This is a genomic window from Ruegeria sp. CL3 (assembly GCF_056536505.1).
This window is the reverse complement of sequence record NZ_JBQFPT010000007.1, coordinates 169,366-184,762: the sequence shown is the minus strand read 5'-3', so window position 1 is coordinate 184,762 and position 15,397 is coordinate 169,366. Positions and strand designations below refer to the sequence as shown.

17 protein-coding genes are annotated in these 15,397 nt (G+C 59.0%); 8 read left to right on the top strand and 9 right to left on the bottom strand.

Translation table 11 applies throughout. From position 1 onward, the window contains the following. Positions 1-1,344, top strand: coding sequence for a dimethylsulfonioproprionate lyase DddP (gene dddP / locus ACR0NO_RS12515; protein WP_480724169.1), 1,344 nt, complete (start codon positions 1-3; stop codon positions 1,342-1,344). 4 nt (positions 1,345-1,348) lie between these two features. On the opposite strand, the gene ACR0NO_RS12510 is transcribed toward dddP, so the two are convergent. Beyond that, positions 1,349-1,540, bottom strand: a complete 192-nt coding sequence (locus tag ACR0NO_RS12510; RefSeq protein ID WP_170666482.1) for a hypothetical protein — start codon at positions 1,538-1,540, stop codon at positions 1,349-1,351. 216 nt (positions 1,541-1,756) lie between these two features. Between ACR0NO_RS12510 and ACR0NO_RS12505 the strand changes: the two genes are divergently transcribed. Continuing rightward, complete coding sequence (locus ACR0NO_RS12505; protein ID WP_480724168.1) at positions 1,757-2,971, top strand: bifunctional alpha/beta hydrolase/OsmC family protein; 1,215 nt, start codon at positions 1,757-1,759, stop codon at positions 2,969-2,971. Between the two features lie 12 nt (positions 2,972-2,983). Here the strand turns inward: ACR0NO_RS12505 and ACR0NO_RS12500 are convergent, their stop codons facing one another. From ACR0NO_RS12500 to ACR0NO_RS12485, 4 genes are all read right to left on the bottom strand, one after another. Continuing rightward, entirely contained in the window at positions 2,984-3,319 is a 336-nt protein-coding gene (locus ACR0NO_RS12500; protein WP_475215438.1) for a hypothetical protein, read from the bottom strand. 9 nt (positions 3,320-3,328) lie between these two features. After that, positions 3,329-3,886, bottom strand: a complete 558-nt coding sequence (locus ACR0NO_RS12495) for a hypothetical protein (RefSeq protein ID WP_480724167.1) — start codon at positions 3,884-3,886, stop codon at positions 3,329-3,331. A gap of 140 nt (positions 3,887-4,026) precedes the next feature. Then, positions 4,027-4,614: a biotin transporter BioY gene (locus ACR0NO_RS12490; protein WP_480724166.1), complete on the bottom strand. Its 588-nt coding sequence runs from the start codon at positions 4,612-4,614 to the stop codon at positions 4,027-4,029. A gap of 72 nt (positions 4,615-4,686) precedes the next feature. Further along, positions 4,687-5,115: a DUF6314 family protein gene (locus ACR0NO_RS12485; protein ID WP_480724165.1), complete on the bottom strand. Its 429-nt coding sequence runs from the start codon at positions 5,113-5,115 to the stop codon at positions 4,687-4,689. 117 nt (positions 5,116-5,232) lie between these two features. Here ACR0NO_RS12485 and purB point away from each other — a divergent pair, with 117 nt between their 5' ends. From purB to ACR0NO_RS12465, 4 genes are all read left to right on the top strand, one after another. Beyond that, on the top strand, positions 5,233-6,537 hold the full coding sequence (gene purB, locus ACR0NO_RS12480) for an adenylosuccinate lyase (RefSeq protein ID WP_170458892.1): 1,305 nt from the start codon (positions 5,233-5,235) through the stop codon (positions 6,535-6,537). Between the two features lie 173 nt (positions 6,538-6,710). After that, positions 6,711-7,259: a tetratricopeptide repeat protein gene (locus ACR0NO_RS12475; protein WP_170466070.1), complete on the top strand. Its 549-nt coding sequence runs from the start codon at positions 6,711-6,713 to the stop codon at positions 7,257-7,259. A gap of 77 nt (positions 7,260-7,336) precedes the next feature. Further along, positions 7,337-8,422 carry a flagellar motor switch protein FliG gene (locus tag ACR0NO_RS12470; protein ID WP_480724164.1) on the top strand — a complete coding sequence of 362 codons (1,086 nt, stop codon included), beginning with the start codon at positions 7,337-7,339 and terminating at the stop codon, positions 8,420-8,422. An 84-nt stretch (positions 8,423-8,506) separates the two neighbouring features. Beyond that, positions 8,507-9,430, top strand: coding sequence for a lysophospholipid acyltransferase family protein (locus ACR0NO_RS12465; RefSeq protein ID WP_480724163.1), 924 nt, complete (start codon positions 8,507-8,509; stop codon positions 9,428-9,430). Here the strand turns inward: ACR0NO_RS12465 and ACR0NO_RS12460 are convergent, their stop codons facing one another. After that, entirely contained in the window at positions 9,431-10,132 is a 702-nt protein-coding gene (locus ACR0NO_RS12460) for a DUF1223 domain-containing protein (protein WP_480724162.1), read from the bottom strand. Between the two features lie 222 nt (positions 10,133-10,354). Between ACR0NO_RS12460 and acnA the strand changes: the two genes are divergently transcribed. Together acnA and ACR0NO_RS12450 are read left to right on the top strand one after the other, a co-directional pair. Further along, positions 10,355-13,045, top strand: a complete 2,691-nt coding sequence (gene acnA, locus ACR0NO_RS12455) for an aconitate hydratase AcnA (RefSeq protein WP_480724161.1) — start codon at positions 10,355-10,357, stop codon at positions 13,043-13,045. A 143-nt stretch (positions 13,046-13,188) separates the two neighbouring features. Continuing rightward, on the top strand, positions 13,189-13,890 hold the full coding sequence (locus tag ACR0NO_RS12450) for an SDR family NAD(P)-dependent oxidoreductase (protein ID WP_480724160.1): 702 nt from the start codon (positions 13,189-13,191) through the stop codon (positions 13,888-13,890). On the opposite strand, the gene ACR0NO_RS12445 is transcribed toward ACR0NO_RS12450, so the two are convergent. The 3 genes from ACR0NO_RS12445 to ACR0NO_RS12435 are packed head-to-tail and all read right to left on the bottom strand — an operon-like array spanning position 13,887 to position 15,347. After that, positions 13,887-14,426, bottom strand: a complete 540-nt coding sequence (locus ACR0NO_RS12445) for a DsbE family thiol:disulfide interchange protein (protein WP_170553002.1) — start codon at positions 14,424-14,426, stop codon at positions 13,887-13,889. The genes ACR0NO_RS12450 and ACR0NO_RS12445 overlap by 4 nt on opposite strands. Then, positions 14,419-14,577: a heme exporter protein CcmD gene (ccmD, locus tag ACR0NO_RS12440; protein ID WP_170374069.1), complete on the bottom strand. Its 159-nt coding sequence runs from the start codon at positions 14,575-14,577 to the stop codon at positions 14,419-14,421. The genes ACR0NO_RS12445 and ccmD overlap by 8 nt, the downstream gene beginning before the upstream one ends. Next, positions 14,574-15,347: a heme ABC transporter permease gene (locus tag ACR0NO_RS12435; protein WP_480724159.1), complete on the bottom strand. Its 774-nt coding sequence runs from the start codon at positions 15,345-15,347 to the stop codon at positions 14,574-14,576. Before ACR0NO_RS12435 ends, ccmD begins: the two co-directional genes overlap by 4 nt. Between the last annotated feature and the right edge of the window lie 50 nt (positions 15,348-15,397).

Here is a 15,397-nt window from a genome sequence, read left to right as displayed (position 1 = left end):
ATGAACCAGCACTACCGCGACACGCGTAAAATTGACCCGACCCGAGGCGCAACGCTCGGCGACGGCACGCCGAATGACAATGACCGAATCGAAATCGGGCCCACCCAGCTTGCCTTTGAGGAATGGGCCGCGGCCGGGCTGACCCTGCCCAACCTCGAGCGTATGCGCGAGCATCGCTGGAAGCGTCTGACCCAAGCCATCGTGGATCGTGGATATGGCGGTCTGCTGATTTTTGACCCGCTCAACATCCGCTATGCAACCGACAGCACGAACATGCAGCTGTGGAACACCCACAACCCGTTCCGCGCCGTTCTGCTGTGCGCGGACGGGTATATGGTGATCTGGGACTATAAAAACTCGCCCTTCCTGTCCGAATTCAACCCACTGGTGCGCGAACAGCGCTCGGGCGCGGATCTGTTCTATTTCGACCGAGGCGACAAAGTGGATGTCGCGGCGGATGTGTTCTCGAACGAGGTGCGGATCCTGATCGAGGAACATAGCGGCGGCAACAAGCGTCTGGCCGTAGACAAGATCATGCTGCACGGTCTGCGCGCACTTGAGGCGCAGGGTTTCGAGGTAATGGAAGGCGAAGAGCTGACCGAGAAGACCCGCGCCATCAAAGGCCCGGATGAGATTTTGGCCATGCGCTGCGCCAGCCACGCCTGCGAAACAGCCGTGGCCGAGATGGAGAAATTCGCCCGCGCCAATGTGGGGAACGGCAAGACCTCGGAAGATGACATCTGGGCGGTTTTACACGCCGAGAACATCCGTCGCGGTGGCGAGTGGATTGAAACCCGCCTGCTGGCCTCGGGCCAGCGCACTAACCCGTGGTTCCAGGAGTGCGGCCCACGCATCACGCAACAAAACGAGATCATCGCCTTTGATACCGATCTGGTCGGTTCATACGGGATCTGCATCGATATCTCACGCACATGGTGGATCGGTGACCAGAAGCCGCGCCCGGACATGGTCTATGCCATGCAGCACGCGCATGAGCATATCATGACCAACATGGAAATGCTCAAACCCGGCGTCATGATCCCTGAGCTTACTGCCAATGCGCACAAGCTGGATGACAAGTTCCAGGCCCAGAAATACGGCTGCCTGATGCATGGCGTCGGGCTGTGCGATGAATGGCCTTTGGTTGCCTATCCCGACAAAGCGGTCGAGGGCGCCTATGACTACGCGCTCGAACCCGGCATGGTCCTGTGCGTCGAGGCCGCCGTTGGTGAGGTCGGTGGGGACTTTTCGATCAAGCTGGAGGATCAGGTTCTGATCACCGAAGACGGCTATGAGAACCTGACCAAATACCCGTTTGATGCCCAATTGATGGGTCAGGAATAAGCACTCAGTCCGGCCAGGTTGAGCGCCGGACATTCCCGTGCCAATCCTCGGATGGAAGGGCGGCTTCGACACTGGTCGGGGTCGCCCTTTCCCAATTTTGACCCAGTGAAAAGCCCAATACCCCGCTTAGCATTATAAGGATCAGCAGATCAGCGCGGAGGTTAGGCTGGCGAGGGGTGCATAACGTATGTGTCATCTCGGTCTCCTTGTCTTGCTTGGTGTGACAGCTGCAAGATGGGGGGAAGAGATCAATTATGAAAACGAATATTTGATGTGTGTATCATCACATTTCGTGAATATCGAAATATTCACTGGTTTTTGCTCACCTTCCCGTGACGCTTCCTACAATGGGGTTGAGACATCCGGCACAACTGCACACTATTGATCCCATACCGAAATCCAAGGAACTGCCATGCCCACCGAACGCATCACTTTTGCCGGTCACGACGGCGGCCGTCTGGCCGCGCGACTCGACCTGCCGGAAGGACCCGTCCTGGCGACCGCTCTGTTTGCGCATTGCTTCACCTGCTCAAAGGACATTCCTGCCGCGCGTCGGATCTCGGCCCGTTTGGCGGCAATGGGCATTGCCGTTTTGCGTTTTGATTTCACAGGGCTGGGCCATTCCGAGGGTGAGTTCGCAAATACGACCTTCACCTCGAATGTCGAAGACCTAATCGCGGCCGCGCGCTACCTTGCGGGCCGAGACATGGCCCCATCGCTGCTGATCGGGCACTCGCTGGGGGGCGCTGCTGTTCTGCGCGCGCGGGCGGGCATTCCTTCGGTCAAGGCGGTGGTAACGCTTGGGGCACCAGCCGATCCGGGACACGTCTCGCACCATTTCGAACAGGCTCTGCCCGAGATCGAACAAGAAGGCAGCGCCGAGGTTTCTCTGGGCGGTCGCCCCTTCCGCATCGGCAAGGCCTTTGTCGATGATATTTCGGAGGCTGCGCTGACCCCCTCGGTTGCCGACCTCAAGGCCGCACTTTTGATCTTGCACGCGCCGCGGGATGAAACGGTGAGCATCGACAATGCCAGCACGCTCTTTTTGGCCGCCAAACACCCCAAGAGCTTCGTGACACTCGACGATGCCGATCACCTGATCACGCGGGCCAAAGACGCCGAATATGCCGCTGACGTCATTTCAGCATGGGTTTCGCGCTATATCGACCTCCGCCCGCCAGCGCCGCCTCCCGGCGCACCCGAAGGTGTTGTCCGGGTGACCGAGGCCGATCCCCATGGCTTCCTGCAGGATATCCAGGCCGGGCCGCGCCATCATGTCGTCGCGGATGAGCCCGCCTCATATGGCGGCACGGATCGGGGTATGTCGCCCTACGGCTTTGTCTCGTCTGGGCTTGGGGCTTGTACGTCGATGACGATCCGCATGTATGCGCGCCGCAAGAAGTGGCCGCTGACCAGCGTGTCGGTTGATGTCTGCCACAACAAAGTCCACGCGCAGGATGCCGGGCTGAACGGGGACGCCAAGGTCGACCTGTTCCGCCGCAAGATTCGGCTTGAGGGGCCTCTGGATCAGGCCCAGCGCGACCGTCTTCTGGAAATCGCCGACAAATGCCCGGTGCATCGCACGTTGGAGGGTTCGGCACATATCACGACCGAACTCCTACCCTGAGCCTGACGATTCTCAGCCCCGACGAGGCGCGGGCCGATGGATCGGAGGCCGTGCTGCTGGCGGCCGCGCAACCGGAGGACGCGGCCGCGCCGGAGGCTTTGCGATCGGCGGCGTCGGACGTGCCGGAGGTCTATTGACCGGCGGTCGGTCCGGCCTGTCCGGACGGTCGATATCGATATCCACATCCACGTCGTGATAGTAATCGTTCCACAGCATCGAGTCGTAGAAGGGATCATAACCATATCCGACCCCTACCCCCACGCTGACGCCATCACAGGCCGCCAGAGTCAGGCTTGAAATCCCCAGACCCAACACAAGAACGGATCGCTTCATCAGTTTACGTGCCATTTGAGCCCCCTATTGCAAAGACCGGAAAGACTCGAACACGGCGTTCAGATCATCCACATAGGCAGGATCGGCCCCATTCCGCAGGATTGTCACGGCAATCGCAACGCGCCCACGGGGCAGATCAATAATGGTGGCAGTGAAACTCACGCCTCCGTCTCGCGTGCCGGTGCCCCGGATCACCTTGGCAGGCAGTCCTGCAATCCGAATGTTGCTGGTGCTGGTAACCGTGGGATCATTCACCAGAAACTTGTCGATATCGTCCAGATACCGCAACCCGTCCTGAATGCTGTTAACTCCGGCCGGCGAGACAAAGCCCATCCAGACCGAGTCATCCGTGACCGGCTTGAACCCCATCACACGCGCCACAGCGCGGGGGTCGCCCAGCTCCGTGTCTTCAATGTCGCGTGGTCCGCCTGTGCGCAGCACCCAGAAATCCGGCACCGCAAAGCTGAAGAGCGCACGCCCGGCGTCGGTATAAGTCACCGGGGTATCTGCGACAGCTGGCACAGCCGCCCCGACCCAAAGGGCCGCGCAAGCCGCCAGAGCCGTCTTTAAACGAATACGCATATCTCAATTGCCTAGTTATTTCACTGATCGCAGATTGGCCCGTCGCGGCTGGTCTTGTCCAGCACCCCCTTGCCTGGAAAAGAAAAAACCCGCGCCTCGGATCTCGGGGTGCGGGTTAGAATTTCAGCAGGCTCAGGCGCTTAGCTGCGCGCGTCTCCAACCAGTTTCCAAACGGCGGGGATCAGCATGGCCGCCAGACCCAGCTTGATGGCGTCGCCCAGCAGGAACGGTGTTAGGCCCCATTCCAGGATCGGCTTGTCCCAACCGTAGAGCTGACCCAGCCACAGCAGGCCCGGTACGTAGATCAGAACGTTGGCCAGCAACAGCGCCAGTGCCAGTTTGGCAACCGAGCGGTCCCAGCCGCGCGCGGCCAGAGCGCCCAGCAGAACGGTCGCCATCAGGTAGCCGACCAGATAGCCGCCGGTGCCGCCCATCATGTAGGTCAGACCGAATTTCTCGGCCGAGGAACCTGCGAATACGTCAAAGCCCAGCGCACCGACCAGCAGATAGCCCAGCATGGTGATCAGACCCAGACGTGCGCCATAGGCGGTGCCGATGGTCAGGACGGCAAAGGTGCCCATGGTGATCGGAACAGGCCACATCGGCACTTTGATTTTCGCGGCAACCGCCAGGGCCACGATGCCCAGAACGACCAGTACAACCTGCTTTACAAGCAGCGCCGTACCTTCACGCGGGCCAAACGCATTGGCCAGAACGTTTACATTCATCTTAACTTCTCCCAATTCGGACCAAGATTTCTGCACCAGCAATGCCTTGTCAGCGCTCAAACTGCAACATGATTACGCTACCGCAGCATAGTCTGTGGTCATTTCGTAGGATTTTCGCGGCCCATTCACCGTCCATTGCACTGACCAACGGGGCCAGTCGTGGAAATCATAGACCGCATCGTAACTGTCAGGCGCACAATCATGGTGGTCCGAGGCGTTTTGCTCACCCAAAGTCAAGGCGTGGAAAAACCGCCCGTCGTCGAAATGGATCAACACGCGATCTCCACCGTCGTGCCAAAAATACTTGCGGGTCCCTTTCATCGGAGGCTGACCGGGGATGTCGAGCGTCACCTCTTCAGTGTAGATCAGCCCGTCCTCGGATCGCAGCAGCTGGGCCTCTCCCTTAGCCTGCACGACCTGCCCGGCCCGCGCATCGTGGATCGTGCGCGTCAGGCGCCAGCGCCCTTCGAAATCGGACAATGTTGTCGGTGCAGTCGTCATTTCCACTATCCCGGCCAGATCGCCGCAATCGGGCACTCATGCCTTGTTCCCATACGCCTGCGGCGTTAAACCCCGCCGCAACGCTCTCTGCCAAATCACAATAAGGTCCTGCTGCCAATGATTCCTCGTTATTCCCGCCCCGAGATGGTTGCCATCTGGTCGCCCGAAACCAAGTTCCGCATCTGGTACGAGATCGAGGCGCATGCCTGCGAAGCCATGGCTGATCTGGGCGTAATCCCGCGTGAAAACGCCGACGCGGTGTGGAAAGCCAAGGACGTGGAATTCGACGTGGCCCGCATTGATGAAATCGAAGCCGTCACCAAGCACGACGTCATCGCCTTCCTGACTCACTTGGCCGAGCATGTGGGCAGCGAAGAAGCCCGCTTTGTGCATCAGGGCATGACCAGCTCAGACGTTCTGGATACCTGCTTCAACGTTCAGCTGACCCGCGCCGCCGATATACTGATCGCAGACCTCGAAGGCCTACTGGCAGCCCTGAAACGCCGCGCCATCGAACACAAAGACACGGTTCGCATCGGCCGCAGCCACGGCATCCACGCTGAGCCGACGACGATGGGCCTAACCTTTGCCCGTTTCTATGCCGAGATGGACCGCAACCTGTCTCGTATGCGTGACGCGCGCGCCGAAATCGCCACCGGCGCGATCAGCGGCGCGGTTGGCACCTTCGCCAATATCGACCCGCGCGTCGAAGAGCATGTGTGCGACCAGTTGGGTCTGGTGCCCGAGCCGATCAGCACTCAGGTCATCCCGCGTGATCGCCACGCGGCCTTCTTTGCAACTCTGGGCGTCATCGCCAGCAGTATCGAGAACATCGCCATCGAAATCCGTCACATGCAGCGGACCGAGGTTCTTGAAGCCGAAGAGTTCTTCTCGAAAGGACAAAAGGGTTCTTCGGCGATGCCGCATAAGCGCAACCCGGTTCTGACTGAAAACCTGACCGGTCTGGCCCGTCTGGTCCGCATGGCCGTCGTACCCGCGATGGAGAACGTGGCCCTGTGGCACGAGCGTGACATCTCGCATTCGTCGGTCGAGCGGAATATTGGCCCTGATACCACCGTTACTCTGGATTTCGCACTGTCGCGCCTGACCAGCGTGGTCGACAAGCTGGTCGTTTACCCGGAAAACATGCTGGCCAACATGAACAAGTTCCGTGGTTTGGTCATGAGCCAGCGCGTGCTGCTGGCCCTCACCCAAGCCGGTGTCAGCCGCGAGGATGCCTACCGTCTGGTGCAGCGTAACGCGATGAAGGTTTGGGAAGAAGGCAAGGACTTCAAAACCGAACTCCTGGGTGATGCCGAGGTCACCGCCGCCCTCAGCGTGGAAGAGATCGAAGAGAAATTCGATCTAGGCTACCACACCAAGCATGTCGACACGATTTTTGAGCGTGTCTTCGGCGAATAAACCATCCTAGAAAAGCGCCCGGCCCCCATCGACCGGGCGCTTTTTGCATCATAACGCACTTCGTGATCAAAAATTCTGTCTGCTTTGTGAATAAATCGAAAAGCTCCGGTGTTAGCTTTTTTGAAGATCACACTATGATTTCAATGAGCAGACCTGACCACGGAGTTAAAACTATGCGCATTCTTCTTGCATCCGCGATTGCACTGACCTCTTTCGCCTTTTCCCCCATCGCTGCCCACGCGGCCGGTGGCGGCGGTGCCAATCCCCCCAAGCCCACCAACACGACAAAAAAATGCCTGTTCGGTCGGGTCTGGAGCGAAGACCGCGGGCGCTGCGTCAAACCGAGCGCGACGAATTTCACCGATGAGGACCTCTATGAGGCCGTGCGTGAGCTGGCCTATGATGGTCAGTTGGAAAACGCCCAGAACATCCTGCGCGTCATGAGCGATCAAAGCGATGACCGCGTTCTAACCTACTGGGGCTTCACGCACCGCAAGATGGGCAATATCGAGTTGGCGAATGCCTACTACGAGCAGGCCATCGCCACTAACCCCGACAACCTTCTGGCGCGCAGCTATATGGCTCAGGGCTTTGTTTCCGAAGGGAAAACCGATCTGGCCATCGCCCAATGGCGCGAAATCAAGGCTCGTGGAGGCGAAGGCACATGGGCCGAGGCATCTCTGCGCGAGGCCATCAAGACCGGGCTGACCTATAACTACTGAGGTTCAACCTTTCTTTACCTGATTCCCGCTAACCTGCCTGTGGAACAGGACTTTGGCACCGCAGGCAGATGCAGGACATGAATACTTTGGTTCAGGTGGCCCCGGGGGCTCAGCCCTCGGGCGCAGGTCAGGCGGACGACGCGCCCCGCGTCGTCCCACGCACACTCAGCAATCGTCAAAAGGCCGCTATCGTGGTGCGTCTGTTGCTGAATGAAGGGGCGGATATTCCACTTGAGGAACTGCCCGACGAATTACAGGAAAAACTCACGCATCAACTGGGTCAGATGGGTCTTGTAGACCGTGTGACGCTGGATGCGGTGGCGCAGGAGTTCGGCGATGCGCTGGATAGCGTCGGCCTGTCCTTCCCTCATGGCCTCGCTGGGGCGCTGGATGCGGTGAACGGCAAGATTGCCCCGGCCACTGCGGCAAGATTGCGCAAGATCGCCGGCGTTCGTCAGATCGGCGATCCGTGGCAGCAACTGCGAGAGATTTCGGCCGAAGATCTGGCCCAGATGGCGCAGTCAGAAAGTACCGAGGTAGCCGCCGTGATGCTATCCAAGCTCGACACGGCCAAAGCCGCGCAATTGCTGGGGCACCTGCCCGGCCCCATTGCGCGACGCATCACCTATGCGATCTCCAAAACGGCCAATGTGACCCCCGAAGCGGTGGAACGGATCGGCTGGTCGATGGCTGCTCAATTGGATCAACGGCCTTCTCAGGCCTTTTCCGACGGCCCCGGCGCGCGTGTGGGGGCGATCCTGAATCAATCGGCGGCCTCGACCCGAGATGGTTTGCTGACGGCCCTGAACGAAGAGGATGCCGAATTCGCGGATATCGTGCGTCAATCCATCTTTACCTTCGCGCATATCCCGGCCCGTGTCGCCGCACGCGATGTGCCCGCCATTCTGCGCGGGGTGGAACAAACCAGCCTTGTCACCGCTCTGGCGGGGGCCGCCGCTGATGATGACAAAGCCTCGGTTGAGTTCATCCTATCCAACATCTCCGCCCGTATGGCCGACAATCTGCGCGAAGAAATGGCTGAGCGCGGGCGCGTCAAACAGTCCGAGGCTGAAGAAGCGATGACTGAGATCGTAGGCGCAATCCGCACGCTGGCGGACGAAGGTACGCTGACATTGGTCGAGCCGGAAGAAGACGAAGACTGACGTCAACCGGCTGAGTGCTTGAGCTTGCCGGGCCGGGCCTGTATGTCTGACCCAGCAAAACGCAACACGCCGTGAGACACCTCCATGCCTGTCGAAAAGTCAGAGCTCAGCCGGTTTGAGCTTGGGAAATACTATGTCGCCAGTCTCTTCCTGAAAGGCGTGATCGGTGGCATGCGGCTTCTGCCCTATGGGACCCGGATCGCGGCGATGGGGGCCTTGGTGCGCAGATTGGCCCCTCTGGTGGGGTTTCGCAAACGGGTTCGAGACAACCTGAAACTGACCTGCCCTGAGCTGTCAGAGCGTGACATCAACCGTATCTCGGCTGAGGTCTCGGACAATGCCGGTCGGGCTTTGATGGAGCATTTCTCGCCCGAAGGGTTCACTGCGCGCCAACGCGACGCCAAACTGTCCGGCCCCGGTGTGGCCGCTTTTGATGCCGCCTCCGCCGAGGGGCGACCGGTCATGATTATTGCCGCGCATTTCGGCCACTACCTGGCAACGCGGATCGCGCTGCAGGCCCGCAGCGGGCGCCCTTTGGGTTGCCTCTACCGTCGCATGGCCAACCCCTATTTCAACGAGGCCTATGTCGAAGCCTTCTACAAAACCGGCTCGCCCATGTTTGAACAGGGCCGGCGCGGAATGGTTGAGATGGTGCGCTCCCTCAAAGGGGGTGAGATGATCGCCATCGTCTCTGACCTGCATGTTCACGGCGGCGAGGAGTTGATGTTCTTTGGCAAACCCGCCGTCACATCCCTGCTGAATGCCGAACTTGCGATGAAGTTCAATGCGGTCATGATCCCCTGCTACGCAGTACGCCAACCAAATGGTCTGGATTTCGAGATCGTGTTACACGACCCGGTGCCACATTCCGACCCCAGAACCATGACGCAGCATATCAACGACGATCTGGAACAAATGGTGCGCCAGCATATGGGCCAATGGTTCTGGATTCACCGCCGCTGGAAGGCATGGAACGGGCTGGGTGTTCAGCCCGAGGATATGCCCTGATCACTTCACATGTGCAGCCGCAATAATTGGCCCGTGACCTGCCCGTTGCACCAAAACAACCGCTGGCAGGTCCGAATCCAACTGTGCTGAAAACGCCTGCTCATTGACCCCATCCCAGCGCCCGACCATCTGCCAGCTTTCCACCACATTGGCATAGTCTAGCTCATGGCCCGCAAGCTCACCACGCCGGATCGAGGCATGGCGCAGCGGCGTGTATTGGACGATCCGCACGTCGTAGGTATCCCCAACTGGCAAGTCGATCGGCGTCACGCGCACCATCACCTCTTGCCCCGAACGCTCGGCTTCGACTTCAGCTGTGGGCGCAGCGATCAGATGCGCCTTGATCAGCCGATCCAATTCCTGCGCCTTCGCACCAACCACATCATGCTGTCCGTTGATCACCATCTGTGGCGTGTAGATCATCGACCGGCCACCATTGCGGGCATAGGCCCGTTGCCGCGACGTATGATCAGGAATGGCGTATTCGTCCTTCCAGCCGATGTAATCCCAATAGTCCACATGTAGCGCCAGCCCGATCACGTCATCGCGCTTGACCAGCTCATGCAAAAGCCGATCCGCCGGGGGGCAGGACGAACACCCTTGCGAGGTGAACAGCTCGATCACAACCGGATCCTCTTGCGCCGATACTGAAAAAGCGGCACAGGCGGATAGAATGGCGGCTGCTAGGACGGATTTGAACATGAGTCCCCTCGGCTTGAAAATCCTGCAAAACGGATAAACGTTTTGCTCTTCAAGCTCCAATCAAGGTTTCTTGAGACGAGGCGGTCCCTTGCTCTTGATTTTGCATACCACAGTATACACTTTCATCTTGTCAGTAACTGACGCTTGAACCCCGGACAAACGTGATCAAGATAAACCGCAGCGAATCCCATTTTCCAAGTTATTTGAGAGGGAGGCCACAGGATGCCTATCAAAACCGGACAGGATACCGCCAAAACACGCCGCAGCCTGAGCGTGAATGGTAAAACCATTTCCTACTACTCCATCCCCGCCGCTCAAGAGGCCGGTCTAGGTGATTTCTCCAAGCTGCCCGCCGCGCTGAAAGTGGTGCTGGAAAACATGCTGCGGTTCGAGGATGACGGGTTCTCTGTCTCGGTCGACGACATCAAGGCCTTTGCGGAATGGGGCGAGAACGGAGGTAAAAACCCGCGCGAGATCGCCTATCGCCCTGCCCGCGTGCTGATGCAGGATTTCACCGGTGTGCCTGCCGTGGTTGATCTGGCGGCCATGCGCGACGGGATCAAAGCTTTGGGCGGTGACGCGCAAAAGATCAATCCGCTGAACCCAGTGGATCTGGTCATCGACCACTCGGTCATGATCGACGAGTTCGGCAACCCGCGTGCGTTCCAGATGAATGTGGACCGCGAATACGAGCGCAACATGGAGCGCTACCAATTCCTGAAATGGGGTCAGAACGCGTTCAACAATTTCCGCGTCGTACCGCCCGGTACCGGCATCTGCCATCAGGTGAACCTTGAATATTTGGCCCAAACCGTCTGGACGGATACCGATCAAAACGGCGAAGAGGTCGCCTATCCTGACACCCTCGTCGGTACCGATAGCCACACCACCATGGTCAACGGCATGGCCGTTCTGGGATGGGGCGTCGGCGGGATTGAGGCTGAGGCCGCGATGCTCGGCCAGCCGATCTCGATGTTGATCCCCGAGGTTGTGGGTTTTGAACTGACAGGCGCGATGGTAGAGGGCACTACCGGTACTGACCTTGTGCTGAAAGTCGTCGAGATGCTGCGTGAAAAGGGCGTGGTTGGTAAATTCGTCGAATTCTACGGCGAAGGTCTAGATCGTCTTCCTTTGGCGGACCGTGCCACGATCGCCAACATGGCCCCCGAATATGGCGCGACCTGCGGCTTCTTCCCGATCGACGGGGAAACCCTGCGTTACATGCGCAATACCGGGCGCGACGAAGACCGTCTTGCGCTGGTCGAAGCCTATGCAAAGGAAAACGGACTGTGGCGTGATGAGACCTACGCACCGATCTATACCGATACCCTTTCGCTGGATATGGGCACCATCGTTCCTGCCATCTCGGGGCCGAAACGTCCGCAGGACTATGTGGCGCTGACGGAAGCGAAAGCGGCCTTCCTGAACGAGATGGAGAACACCTTCAAACGCCCAATGGGCAAGCAGGTCGAAGTCAAAGGCGAGAACTACGGTATGGAATCGGGCAAGGTCGTGATCGCCTCGATCACCTCCTGCACCAACACCTCGAACCCCTATGTGATGATCGGAGCGGGTCTTGTAGCCCGCAAGGCAGCCGCGCTGGGTCTGGACCGAAAGCCATGGGTGAAGACCTCGCTCGCGCCAGGGTCGCAGGTGGTTTCCGCCTATCTTGAGGCCGCGGGTCTTCAAGACGATCTGGACAAGATCGGGTTCAACCTTGTGGGCTATGGCTGCACCACCTGTATTGGTAACTCTGGCCCGATTCAGCGAGAAATCAGCGAGGCGATTTCCGAAGGCGATCTGGTCGCCACCTCGGTTCTCTCGGGCAACCGCAATTTCGAAGGACGGATCTCGCCGGATGTGCGCGCCAACTATCTGGCCTCGCCGCCTCTGGTCGTTGTGTACGCGCTGGCAGGCACCATGGATATCGACCTGACCTCCGAACCCATCGGTCAGGATCGGGACGGTAATGACGTGTTCATGAAGGATATCTGGCCCAGCCAGAGCGAAATCGCGGAATTGGTCGAAGCAACCGTCACCCGCGAGGCGTTCCAGTCCAAATATGCCGACGTTTTCAAAGGGGATGAGAAATGGCGTGAGGTCGAGGTTCCACAGCAGGAAACTTATGACTGGCCGCCGACCTCGACCTATATCCAGAACCCGCCCTATTTTCAGGGCATGGGGGCCGAGCCAGGCACGATCTCGAACATCGAAGGGGCCAAGGTGCTGGCGATCCTGGGCGATATGGTCACGACCGACCATATCTCGCCCGCTGGTTCGTTTGCCACGACCTCGCCCGCCGGTCAGTACCTGATGGAACGTCAGGTGCAGCCGCGTGAGTTCAACTCCTACGGCTCGCGCCGGGGCAACCATGAGGTCATGATGCGCGGCACCTTCGCCAATATCCGCATCAAGAACGAGATGCTGGACGGGGTCGAAGGCGGTTACACCAAGGGGCCGGATGGCGCGCAGACCTCGATCTACGACGCGTCGATGGCGTATCAGGCGAATGGCACCCCTCTGGTCGTTTTCGGAGGCGAGCAATATGGCGCGGGCTCTTCCCGTGACTGGGCCGCGAAGGGGACTGCTCTGCTGGGCATCAAAGCCGTGATTGCAGAGAGTTTTGAGCGCATCCACCGCTCGAACCTCGTGGGCATGGGCGTGATTCCGTTTGAGTTCACCGGCGGAGACACGCGCAAAACGCTTGGTTTGAAAGGGGATGAGACGGTCTCGATCCACGGTCTGGACACGATTGAGCCGCTGCAGGAGGTGCCCTGCACCATCACCTATGGCGACGGGACCGAGAAGACCATCACCCTGAAATGCCGCATAGATACAGCCCCTGAGATCGAATACATCGAGAACGGCGGTGTTCTGCACTATGTGCTGCGCAATCTCGCGAAGGCGGGTTGACGCGGTGCTTATCAAGGGACTGAAAGGGACGCCGATTGGCGTCCTTTTTTATGCGAGGCTCTGCCTCGCGCTCCGAGGTATTTTTGAACAGAAGAAGTTGATTGTGTCCTAAGTGGACGATCAGCGGTGCGCGGGAGGTTGGTTTGGAGAAAGTGGTTTTGGTAACCGGCGGCGCGCGGGGGATTGGGCGCGCGATTGTTGAGGATCTGCGGCGCGATCATCGTGTTGCTTTCACATGGCTGTCAAGCGAGCCAGATCCTGCGTTGGAAGGGGAAGGTTTGCAGCCGATACGGTCCGATCTGACGCAGGACGGACAGCCTGAAGCAGTGATACGCGACGTTGTCGAACGTTTCGGGCGGCTGGACGTGATCGTGAACAATGCGGGTTTGGTCAGGTCTACTCCGAAAGAGGTTTTTGAACTGGAAGATCATCGCGCAATTTTGGATTTGAACCTGCTGGTCCCTTCTGCTTTGCTGGCGGCTGCCATGCCCCATTTGAAACCGGGGGCGGCGATTGTCAGTATTTCCTCGATGAACGCCGTTTTGCCACCGAAAGGCGCGGTGATTTACGGGGCAAGCAAGGCAGCCCTGAACCTTTGGACACGCGGGATGGCAAAGGAACTTGGGCCTCAGGGTATTCGGGTCAATGCTGTGGCACCGGGGGCGATTAACATCCCTGAAGACCCGCGCCCCGAAGACTTGACCGCCTTGTTCGTCGAGAACACAGCCGTAGAGCGGATTGGGCGGCCCGAAGATATCGCGAAGGCCGTACGGTTCTTGGCGTCAGACGACGCCGCATTCATCACGGGTGAGACCTTGGCTGTGACCGGTGGCTACAGGCTCTAACCGCCAGCCGCTTTTTCAAGCGCCGGGCGGATCGTGCTTTCGATCACACGTTGGGTGATCGGACCGGCGAAACGCAGGATCACGGTGCCTTCCCCGTCGATCACATAGGTTTCGGGAACGCCGTAAAGCCCCCAATCCAAAGCCATGCGGCCCTGCTCGTCGCGACCGATGCCGGTATAGGGATCGCCCAATTCAGTCAGAAAGCTTTGCGCATTGTCCAACTTGTCTTTGTAGTTGACGCCGTAGACCGGGATGCCTTCGTTCGACAGCGCCTCAAGGTTTGGATGCTCTGCGCGACAGGGGGCACACCAGCTGGCCCAGTAGTTGACCAGCTTGACCTGCCCGTCCCGCAGGGTCGCGTCGTCGAAAGGCGTTTTGCCCGGAAACTCGGTCAGGACGACCGGAGGGGCGGGTTGCCCTTCGCGGGCAGATGGAAGAGCGTTGGGGTCGTCTCGGAACATACCGATCCCGGCCAGAACGGCAAAAGCACCAAAAATCAAAGGCGGCGCGACCATCAAAGGCGAAATCTTAGCCATTGCGCGACATCCTTTGTTCGATTTTCTCCATCTCGGCCCGCACTTTGCGTCCCCGGATCACGCTAAAGACGACCAGCGCCACGAGCAGCAGGATCGAAGCAGCGTAGGACGACAAGACAGCGTCCGCGTATTTTCCAAGATCAGGCATCATGCGCCCACCCTTTCACGTACCAGTAGCGCTTTGATCCGACGCGCACGGATTTCGGTGCCGGTACGATACAAAACCAATGCGATGAACAGCAAAACGAAGCCAATGATGCAGACCAGCAATGGATAGAAGAACACGTTGCTAACCTTCTCTTCAGTATCGGTTCCCGTAACTGCTCCGGCCCGCATGACCGAGGCCCCCTGGTGCAGCCCTTGGTTCCAGAAATTCACCGCATAGCGGCTGAGGATCGCGAACACCGATCCTACAAGACACAGGACCGAAGTCAGGTCTGCCGCGGTGTCCGGGTCCTCGATCGCCTCCCACAGGGCGACGTAGCCGAGATAGAACAGGAACAGGATCAGGAATGAGGTCAGGCGCGGATCCCAGGCCCACCAGGTGCCCCACATCGGCTGGCCCCAAATCGCTCCAGTCGCAAGTGCGATCAAGGTCATCACGATGCCCACAGGTGCGGCGGCACGCGCAGCCAGAGCGCTGACGTGATGGCGGCGGACCAGCCATATGAGCGAGGTCACCAGCATCATCAGCCAGCAATTGATCGCCATAAGGGCCGATGGGACATGCAGGTAGATTATCTTAACCGTCGAGCCCTGTCGGAAGTCATCGGGGGTGAAGAAGAAGCCCCAGACCAGCCCTACCACGATGCAAACCGCGGAGGTGATCCAGAAAAAGGGCAAGACACGCTCGCTGGTGGCAAGAAACTTGCGCGGGTTGGCATATTCCCAGAGGGCGTTGGCTTTGGTTGCGATAGACATGGCCGTTATTTAGTCCGACTCGGGTTCATTCTCAATTGACCTTGCTCAAA